The organism is Catenulispora sp. GAS73 (assembly GCF_041262085.1).
Lineage (GTDB): Bacteria > Actinomycetota > Actinomycetes > Streptomycetales > Catenulisporaceae > Catenulispora.
This window is the reverse complement of sequence record NZ_JBGCCM010000007.1, coordinates 393777-403652: the sequence shown is the minus strand read 5'-3', so window position 1 is coordinate 403652 and position 9876 is coordinate 393777. Positions and strand designations below refer to the sequence as shown.

The following is a 9876-nucleotide window of genomic DNA, read 5'->3' as shown; positions in this document are numbered from 1 at the left end:
ATCAATCCATCTCGAAGGATCACCCGATGACCGCCTCAACTATCGGCGATACGCCCATCAGAGCTAACCGATACACCACGTCCCAGGACGTAACCCGAGGATCTACGTCTTGCGTAAAGTGCCTGACGGTTCGTAGCCGATCGGACGGCAGTCCAGACAGCCCCGCCGGCGGGCGTTCCTGGCCTGGCAGACACGGTCTGGCCAAGCATCGCGGTCACGCCGTGAAGGCGTGCGTCTGGCAGCCGGGCCGAGGTCAGCAGCAGTCCTGCTCCGTGCCGGCGCTTAGTGCAAGAAGCCCTGTGGTAATCTGAGTTGTCGGCGTGATGGCGCATGTCATCGTGGATGGTTGAAGGAGCTCTCTGGTGTCTGCTCGTTGTGATGTTTGTGGCAAGGAGCCGAGTTTCGGCAAGACGGTTGCGCGGCTGGGTACGAATGCTATGCATCGGCGCATCAAGGGAAAGTCCTCAAGGATGTTCCGGCCGAACATTCAGCGTGTTCGGGCCACGGTGAGCGGCACGCCGAAGCGGCTGAACGCTTGCACCTCGTGCATCAAAAAGGGCAAGGTCCTGCAGCTCGCAGCGAAGTAGTACCGTTCAGGCGCCGACTGGTCATGTCGTGGGTTTGGTTCGCCACTGTCGACAAGAAGCATTCATATTACAGCTAGTAAAGTGTCATTGAGAGCTTTGCCATGGCCTTGGCGGTCGAGGTTCAATACAGTTCTTGATCCCATCTGGGAAGTATCTGGGATGGGATCGGACAGTATTTTCTGCTGCTAGCCCGGTTGTCGAGCTGGCAGCTTTTGTGTCGGTATACCCGGGCCGCTATACACACCGGGTGGATTCCAGGTCCGGGCGAGAGCCGCGTCGGCCTCGGGCATAACGATGGCGCAACGGGTAGTAGCGCGTCGAGCGGCCCATCGAGGCGGCCAGCCGAACTGTCGCAGGCCGCTGGGAACGCGCCTCATCGTAGGCCGCAAGTCGCGCTCCGCCATCGCCGCCTTGGGCGAACGCAGCAGCCGCAGCCTCACCCGCGATATCGGCGTCCCGGTCTCCTTCTGCGGGCGCGCCAGTCCCTGGCTGCGACAATACTTCCCCGAGCACCTGGCCATCGTCGTTGAGCGGCTCAACAGCCGCCCGCGCAAAACGCTCGGCTGGGAAACCCCAGCCGAGCGCCTGCATAAACTGCTCGCCGCGGTTCAGGACGCGCGAGCGGCGGCTTGCAGCATCGCCGCGGCCCACGTTTCGAGCGTCTCGTTGTCTCGGCTGGCGGCCTTCTCGAGTTGGGTCAGGTCCTCGGCGGAGAGCTCGATGCGCAGGAGGCGTGTTTCGAACGTCAGGGTCGCGCTGCCGTCGGCTGGTGCCGGAGTGGATTCGGCGGTGGTGTCGTCGCCGTCCGTGGTAGGGGGATTCTCGGTGGTGGAAATGGCTGGATCACTCTGTCTGGTGAGCAGGCTGGCCCGGACTTCGGCGCGCAGCTTGTTCCGGCTCCAGCCCAGCTCTTCGGCCTTGCGCAGCCAGTAGTCCTGCTCCGGCTGATCCAGGGCCACGACCTCCAGGTGGTGGCTGAAGCTCAGCCCCGGTCGTCGGCGGGACAGTGGGAACCTGCGGGCCACCCAGGTATAGTTGCGGAGAGTCTGGTAGCTCAGTGATGTCTGCTTGATTGCCTCCTCATATCGGTCCTGGAATGTGGACTCGCCGTAGACCAGCCAATCGGCTATCCACCAGGTTGAGGAATCTGCGAAGGCGAAGAGCCTGTTACCCATCTGTTCCCACATGTCCAATGTCTGTCTGGACATGAACAACAAACCTGACCTGTGAACCTGGATACCCGGGCCAATCAGCTGCCGGCCGCCGGCGACGCCGTGCGGTGCGTCCGGAGCCGCCTTCACGGGCGGCATCTCTGTTCGGTGTGGACGTTCAGCAGTTGAATAGGTACGCAACGTTACCCCCGTGGGTGTGCAACACGCTGTTCTTACGCGGTAACCGTATCGGCCCCGGGACCCGCGACGCTCGGTCTGAACGTCGACCCCGGCGCGGACACGGCAGGAGGTTCCGGCGCCGGTCGCGTGACCGGCGATGCTCGCGATCGGCCTCGGCCTCGGCGAGGATTGCGGAGCTGTGTCACAGCATTTTGAGAGCCTTCCGACGTCCGCCGCCGGAGAGATCGAACCGCCCCTGGACGACAGTCCGTGGATTTACGCAACCTCGACACGTATTTGCGTCTCTTGCACTCTTGGTGATCGTCTGCGTGTTCGCGATCCACGAGGTCGTTCTGTCATCGCCGCAAGATTTAGCCGGCGCGAAACACGAGTGTATTGATCATTGCCTCATCCCGTGGCGACGTCGCCGCTGTCTCGCCGGCGAGACACAGACCGATGCAGCCGGCACAGATCTTCCCCAGGTCGGCCCAGGTATCGAGGTCAGCGAGCGGACGCTTTCGAGCCGGTCGAGCCGGTACGCGAGCCGCCTCCGGCGGATCCGGCGCGAACTGGCCAAGGTCGTCGACGCTGCGCGAGGATGGCGACGCCGGTTACGGTCCTTCACGGTCGGGCCGCGTGGGGATGCCGCGCACCTGAACACGAGCAGTTTTCGCGGGGTCACTCCGTGAACTCAGAAGACTGATTTTCCGGCGACAAAGCAGACAGAACAGATCGGCGGGGGTTTCTTCGTGCCCGGAGCGCTGGACAGGAAGACGCGCTGGACCGCCATCGCGTCCGACAAGGTCGTCCCGAACCAAGCCCGGGCGGATGGCAGGCGTGCCAGCCCCATGACAGCGACCGGGAGCAAGCCTCGGATCGGTTTTCTGTTCCCCGGACAGAGCTCCGAATACCCCGGCATGGGTGTCGAGCTCTACCGCGAGCAGCCGGCGTTCCGCGCGGCGATCGACCGGTCGGCGGACGCCTTCCGCCGCCTCACCGGCGTCGGCCCGCTCGACGTGTTCGCCGACGCGGCGGCCCAGAGGCGTGCCGAGCTGCTCCAGCCGGCCGTCTTCCTCCTGCAGGTGGCACTGGCGGAGTTCTGGGCCGCGTGCGGCGTGACGCCGGACGCGGTGATCGGCCACAGCCTCGGCGAGTACGCAGCCGCCTGCGTCGGGGGAGTGTTCGGCGTTGAGGAGGGGCTGGAGCTGGTGAGCGCGCGCGGTCGAGCCTTCGCGGCCGTGCCCGGTGCCGGCCGGATGGTCGCCGTGGGCTGCCCCGATCCGACAGAGCTGGAGCAACTCGTCGCGGCCCAGGGCGACGCGGCGACGGTGGCCGCCTACAACGCGCCGGACCGCGTCACCGTCTCGGGCACGGACGCCGCGATGCGTGATCTGGCGAGCGCGTTCGGGCAGCGGCGCTGGCCGACCATCCCGCTGGAGACCACGCACGCCTTCCACTCGCCGCTGGTCGCCCCCGCGGTCCCGGCCCTGGTGGCGGCCGCGCGCCGGATCACCCACCACCCGCCCGCCGTGCCGCTGGCGTTGAACCTCACCGGCGCGTGGGCCGCCGCCGGGGATCTCGGCCCGGAGTACTGGGGCCGTCAACTCGTCTCGCCGGTCCGGTTCCTGTCGGGCCTGCGCCAGTTGCTCGACAGCGGCTGCACGGTCTTCCTGGAGGCGGGACCCGGCCGGACGCTCACCGCCTCGGGCCGCCGCGCCCGGTCCGACGGTGTCGAGCTCTGGTTGCCGGGCCTGTCCGACCGGAACCCGGATCCGGCCACGGTCCTGGAACACCTGGACCGGCTGCGACGGGCCGGCGTCCCGGCCGCGGATCCGTTCTCCCCCGAAGCGGCGGAACGGTTGCTGGCCGCGTTCCACTCCATGACCCAGGACCAGATCGAGGCCCTCCTGCCCTGGCTGGACCACCACGACGCCGCCGGATCGACCGAGAGGCGATTGTCATGACCGACCACGACATTCGGACGCGGCTGGAGGAGACGCTCCGGTCGCGGGCCGGCCAGGCGCGGACCGAGTATCCGCTCTCGTACGCGCAGCGCTCGCTGCTGATGCTGCACCAGATCAACCCGGACAGTGCGTCCTACAACGTCGCCTTCACCGCCCGGTTCACCGGCGGACTCGACTCCGCCGGGCTTCACCGCGCGGTCCGGTCGCTTGTCGGCCGGCATTCGGCGCTGCGCACCACCTTCAGCCGGGTGGGCACCGGCGGCCCGGACGACACCGCGGGGCACCAGACCGTGCGCGGCTGGCTGGAACCCGACTTCGCCGAGCTGGACGCCCGGGCATGGACCGCGGGGCAGCTCGACACGGCGGTACGGACGGCCCACCGCGAAACGTTCGACCTCGCGACCGGTCCGCTGTTCCGGGTCCGGGTCTACCAGGTGGCGCCCGGAGAGGCCGTCGTCCTGCTGGCCCTGCACCACGTGGTGTGCGACTTCTGGTCGCTGGGCATCATCGTGGCCGAACTTGAGCAGCTCTACCTCGCGGACGCCGAACGCCGCCCCGCGGAGCTCCCGGCACGCAACGTCCCGTACAGCGACTTCGTCGCGCACCAGAGCCGGCTGATCGCCGGGTCCAAGGGCGACAGGGCCCGCACTTACTGGCACTCCCGGCTCTCCGGCCGACTGGCGCCGACCGAGTGGCCCCGGTTCGACCTCGACCCGGCGGACGCCGTCGAGGGCGGAACGATCCGGTTTCCCTTCCCCGCCGGGCTCGCCCACGATGTGGTCGCGCTGGCCAAGCAAGAGGGGGTCACGCCTTTCGTGGTGCTGCTGACGGCCTTCCAGGTCCTTGTCAGCCGCTACACCGGACAGAACGATGTGCTGATCGGGGCCCCGGTCGCCGGCCGGACCGACCGGACGCTGGCCGAGTGCGTCGGGAACTTCGTCAACCCGGTCGTGCTGCGCGCCGACCTGAGCGGCGCCGACTCCTTCCGGGAACAGCTCGGCCGGACCCGCCAGACCGTCCTGGAGGCGCTGGAACACCAGGGCTATCCGTTCGAGCTGCTGGTCGGCGAACTGGCTCCGCGTCGGGTGGGTGACCGGAACCCGATCTTCCAGACGATGTTCGGCTACCACAAGCCCACCCGGTATCCGGCGCACGCCGGCCTGTACGCGGCCGACGAGGGTGCGGCGCCGGTCGCCTGGGCCGGGCTGACCGCGGTGCCGTTCCCGCTGGACCAGCAGGACGACCAGCTTGAACTCGTCCTGGAGGTGGTCCACGACGGGAACCGGCTCGTCGGGGTGCTCAAGCATCACAAGGCCGTCTTCTCCACCGCTGCCGCCCGGCGGATGACCGAGCACTACCTGACGCTGCTGCGGGCCGCGATCGACGGTCCGGGCCGGAGTGTGGCGGATCTGCCGCTCCACACCGAGGCTGAAGGCGGCGCCGATCGGCACGCCGCGTCGGTGTCCGTCGCGCCGGACGACAGTCTGGCGGTCCGGTTCCGCAGGACCGCGGCGCAGCACGCTGATCGCGTGGCCGTGTCCTGCGACGGCGACCGGCTCACCTACGCCGAGCTCGACGACCTCGCCGGCCGCTGGGCGGCTCGGCTGCGGGCCGAGGGCGTCGGGCCGGGCAGCCGGGTCGCTCTCCTGCTGGAACCCTCCATCGACACGGTGCTCGCCATCGTCGCGGTCCAGCGGACCGGCGCGGCCTACGTGGTCCTGGACTCGTCCTATCCCGCGGCCCGGTGCCGGCTGGTGATCGAGGACAGCCAGGCGCGGGTGGTGCTCACCGAGCCGGGCCTGGCCGGCATGCTGGCCGAGGCCGATGCCGCGGTGCCGGTCCTGGTCATGGCGGAGACCGAGCTGCCGCCGGCCGGCGAACGCGGCGCACCCGACGAACCCGGCGCCCTGCCGGGTGCCGGCGACGTGGCCTACACCGTCTACACCTCCGGCTCGACCGGGACGCCCAAGGGGATCGACGTCGAGCACGGCAACGTGCTGAGCCTGATCGACGCGATGCCGGAGCACGTCGTCATGGACGAGACCGCGGTCGGGGCGCTCTTCCACTCGACCGGCTTCGACCTGTCGGTCTGGGAGGTGTGGGGCACCCTGCTCGCCGGAGCGCGCCTGGTCGTCGTGCCGTCGACCGCGGCCCGGTCGCCCGACCTCTTCCACGCGCTGCTCGTCGAGGAACAGGTCACGCACATCGTCCAGACCCCGTCGGCACTGCACGGCCTCGCAGCCGCGGTGCGGCAGAACGGTCCGCAGGGCCTTGCGCTACGGCATGTCTTCTCCTGCGGCGAGCCGCTGCCCGCGCCGCTGGCCCGGACCGCCCGCGAGTGGTGCGGCACGCTGTGGAACATGTACGGCCCGGCCGAGACCACGGTCTGGGTCACCGCCCAGGCGGTCCGGGCGGAGGACTGCACGGGCACCGGCGTTCCCGTCGGCCTCCCACTGGCTAACGCCCGGGCCCACGTGCTCGACGAACACCTCCGGCCCGTGCCGCCGGAGTTCACCGGAGAGCTGTACATCGGCGGGCAGTGCGTCGCCCGAGGGTACGTGAACCGGCCGCAGCTGACGAAGGAACGCTTCCTGGACAGTCCCCTCGAACCCCGGGGCCGGCTGTACCGCACCGGCGACCTGGCCCGGGTGAACTCCCAGGGGCGGCTGGAGATCCTCGGCCGCGTCGACAACCAGGTGAAGATCAGCGGGTTCCGGATCGAGCTGGAGGAAGTGGAAGCCCGGCTCGACGCGGTGCCCGGCGTCCGCAGGTCCTCGGCGCTGGTAGTCGGCAAGGGGGTCGCCGACCGCCGACTGGTCGCCTGCGTCATCCCCGAACCGGGGCGGCAGCTGACCGAGACGGACCTGAAGGCCGAGCTGCGCTCGTCGCTGCCGCCGTACATGGTGCCGACCGCGATCGGCTTCTTCGACACGTTCCCCCTGAACGCCAGCCAGAAAGTGGACCGCGCGCAGCTCGCCGGGCAGTTCGCGAACGCGGTCGCGCGGACCGAACCGGGTCTGGTCGTGACGCTGAGCGCCCACGAGCGCCGGGTCGCGGCGGTCTGGCAGCAGGTCCTGCGGCGGCCGGGCATCGGGCGCGAGGACAACTTCTTCGACCTCGGCGGCACGTCCATGTTGCTGATGCAGGTCCACCAGCAGCTGCTCGCCGGGGATGCCGCGGACCCGTCGCTGAAGGTCTCCGAACTGTTCCGCTATCCGACGGTGGCCAGCCTGGCCGCGCGTCTCGGGCGGGTCCCCGCCGCGCCGGCCGCGCCGGCCGGCGGCGCCGATCGTGACCGCACGCCGAACAGGCGGGCCCAACCGGTGCACGACACGGTCCGCAACGCGCGCCTGCGCGCCCGCGGGCGAAGCGTTCCGAACGCTGGGGGAGACGAGAATGCCTGACGAGGATGTGCCCGCCCTGCCGGACCGGGCGAACGACGTGGCGGTGATCGGGATGCGCGGCCGGTTCCCCGGCGCGCCCGACCTGGACCGGTTCTGGAGCCGGCTGCTGGCCGGGGACGATCTGCTGACCACGTTCAGTGATGCCGAGCTCGCCGCCGCCGGGGTGCCTGAGCGGGTGTCGCATGATCCGCGTTATGTCCGGCGATCCGCTTTCCTGCCCGACGCGTTCGACTTCGACCCCGAGTTCTTCGGCTACACCCGGCGCGAGGGGCGGCTACTGGATCCGCAGCAGCGGATCCTGCTGGAGGTCGCGTGGGAGCTGCTTGAGACGGTCGGCTACTCGGCGGGTGCCGGGGATCAGGCCGTGGGGGTGTTCGCCGGCGCGTCGATGAACACGTACCTGACGAACGTCGTGGCCCGGGCCTGCGACCCGCTCAGCTTCGACGGCACCGAGATCATGCTCGGCAACGACAAGGACTACCTGACCACCCGGATCTCCTACAAGCTGGGCCTGACGGGACCGAGTGTCAACGTGCAGACCGGCTGCTCGACGTCGTTGGTCGCGGTGCACGTGGCCGTGCAAAGCCTGATCGCGGGGGAGTGCGACATCGCGCTGGCCGGCGGCGTCTCAGTGATCGTCAATAGCCTTCCGGGCTATGTGTTCACCGAGGGGATGATGTTCTCCCCGGACGGGCGGTGCCGTCCGTTCGACGCCGCCGCCGCGGGCACCACGTTCGGCGACGGGGTCGGCATGGTCGCACTGAAGCGGCTGGCCGAGGCCGTCGAGGACGGCGATCAGATCCTCGCCGTGGTGAAGGGCTCCGCCGTCAACAACGACGGATCCGACAAGATCGGCTTCACCGCCCCGGGGTACGCGGGGCAGCGGGCGGTGATCGGCGAGGCGCACGCGGTCGCCGGGGTGGACAGCGCCACGATCACGCTCGTCGAGGCGCACGGGACCGCGACGGCGCTGGGCGACCCGATCGAGTTCGCAGCGCTGAGCGACGCCTTCTTCGACGGCGGCGCGGAGGTGGGGCGGTGCGCGCTGGGCTCGGTGAAGGCGAACGTCGGGCATCTGGCCGCCGCGGCGGGGGTCACCGGGTTCATCAAGGCGGTGCTGGCCCTGCAGCACGCGGAGATCCCCGGCCACCCGGCTTTCACGCGGCCGAATCCGCAGATCGACCTGGCCGGCAGCCCGTTTCGCATCGACACCGGGCCGACGCCCTGGCCGGTGGGCCCGACCCCGCGGCGGGCCGCGGTCAGCTCGTTCGGCATCGGCGGCACCAACGCCCACGTCGTCCTGGAGGAGGCGCCCCCGCAGCCTGGCCGGACGGCACCGGCCGACGGCCCGCGGCTGCTCGCGGTGAGTGCCAAGAGCGACGGTGCGCTGCGCGAGCTGGCCGGTCGGCTGGCCGACGCGGTGGACCGGCCGGACGCGCCCGACCTCGCCGACGTGGCCCACACGTTGCGGGCCGGGCGGCGCGGCTTCGCGTACCGCCAGACCGTCGTCGCGGGCGACCACACCGCCGCGGCGGCCGGGCTGCGCGCCGTCGCCGCCGGAACGGTCGCGACCGTACCGGCGGCCCAGACCGCCCCGGCGGTGTTGTTCCTGTTCGGCGAGGTCGAGGTCGCGGACTTCCGGGAGCTGGCCGGGCAGGTACCCGCCGTCGCCGCCATCGTGCAACAGACGATCGACGACGCCGTGACCTGTGCCGAGAATCCGCTGGCGGCCCGGGTGACCGCCGCCCAGACGATGGCCGGGCTGTGGGCCCGGTCCGGAGCCCGGCCCGAGGCGGTCGGCGGCGCGGGCACCGGTGAGGTCTTCGCGGCCTGCTACAGCGGAGTCCTCGACGAGGCCGAGACGCTGGCGCTGCTGTCCTGGCGGGCCGGGCTGCTCGACGAGCCGCCGGTCGTGCGGCCGCGGAGCCCGCGGGTCCCGATCCTGTCGGCCGTCGTCGGCGGCGAACTGCCGGAGTCCCGGGCGCTGGATCCCCTGCACTGGACCCGCGACGTCTGGGAGGGCGGCCGGCTGGCCGAGGCCTTCACGAGCCGGGTGTCGGACGGGGCGATACCGGTCGCCATCGGAGCCGTGCCCGACGGATGGTCCGAGGAGTTCGGTCTGGCCGTGGACCCGCTTTCCTCGCCGGTGACGCGGCTGCTCCGTGACGCGGGCCGGTTGTGGACCGCGGGCGTGCCGGTGGACTGGTCGGACTGGTTCGGCGGCGAGCCCTGCCGGGTTCCGCTGCCGGTGCATCCGATGAACCGTGGCCGGCTCCGGCTGGACGAGCCGGACCCGGAACCGGAACCGGCAAGGTTCGGGGCCACCGCCGCCGAACACCCCGACGGCGAACACCCCGACGGCGAGGAGCTGAAGCGGGTGCTGGCCAGGCTGTGGTCCGAGGTGCTGCGCACCGAGGTCGACCGCTACGACCGGAGCATCTTCGACATCAGCGACGACTCCCTGCTGGCGGTACGGCTGGCGCGGCGGATCGAGACCGAGTTCGGCGTGTCACTGCCGACGATCGAACTATTGCGGAACCCGACCATCGACCGCCTCGCGGCCCGCCTGACCGGAGTCTCCTGACACGGG

General features: G+C 70.3%; 5 protein-coding genes and 1 pseudogene. 5 read left to right on the top strand and 1 reads right to left on the bottom strand.

The window, feature by feature from the left end:
* Positions 1-362: 362 nt before the first annotated feature.
* Together rpmB and ABH935_RS13580 are read left to right on the top strand one after the other, a co-directional pair.
* Complete coding sequence (gene rpmB / locus ABH935_RS13585; RefSeq protein WP_370378218.1) at positions 363-587, top strand: 50S ribosomal protein L28; 225 nt, start codon at positions 363-365, stop codon at positions 585-587.
* Positions 588-989: 402 nt separating this feature from the next.
* Positions 990-1211 (top strand): annotated as a pseudogene (locus ABH935_RS13580) (IS30 family transposase); the annotation flags it as partial.
* On the opposite strand, the gene ABH935_RS13575 reads toward ABH935_RS13580, so the two are convergent.
* Entirely contained in the window at positions 1196-1888 is a 693-nt protein-coding gene (locus ABH935_RS13575) for an LmbU family transcriptional regulator (RefSeq protein WP_370378217.1), read from the bottom strand. The pseudogene ABH935_RS13580 and the gene ABH935_RS13575 overlap by 16 nt on opposite strands.
* 878 nt (positions 1889-2766) lie before the next feature.
* On the opposite strand from ABH935_RS13575, the gene ABH935_RS13570 reads away from it, so the two are divergent.
* The 3 genes from ABH935_RS13570 to ABH935_RS13560 are packed head-to-tail and all read left to right on the top strand — an operon-like array spanning position 2767 to position 9870.
* Positions 2767-3882 carry an acyltransferase domain-containing protein gene (locus ABH935_RS13570; RefSeq protein WP_370378216.1) on the top strand — a complete coding sequence of 372 codons (1116 nt, stop codon included), beginning with the start codon at positions 2767-2769 and terminating at the stop codon, positions 3880-3882.
* A complete protein-coding gene (locus ABH935_RS13565; RefSeq protein WP_370378215.1) occupies positions 3879-7286 on the top strand; it encodes an amino acid adenylation domain-containing protein in 3408 nt (1135 codons plus the stop codon). The genes ABH935_RS13570 and ABH935_RS13565 overlap by 4 nt, the downstream gene beginning before the upstream one ends.
* Entirely contained in the window at positions 7279-9870 is a 2592-nt protein-coding gene (locus ABH935_RS13560; RefSeq protein WP_370378214.1) for a type I polyketide synthase, read from the top strand. The genes ABH935_RS13565 and ABH935_RS13560 overlap by 8 nt, the downstream gene beginning before the upstream one ends.
* Positions 9871-9876 lie beyond the last annotated feature (6 nt).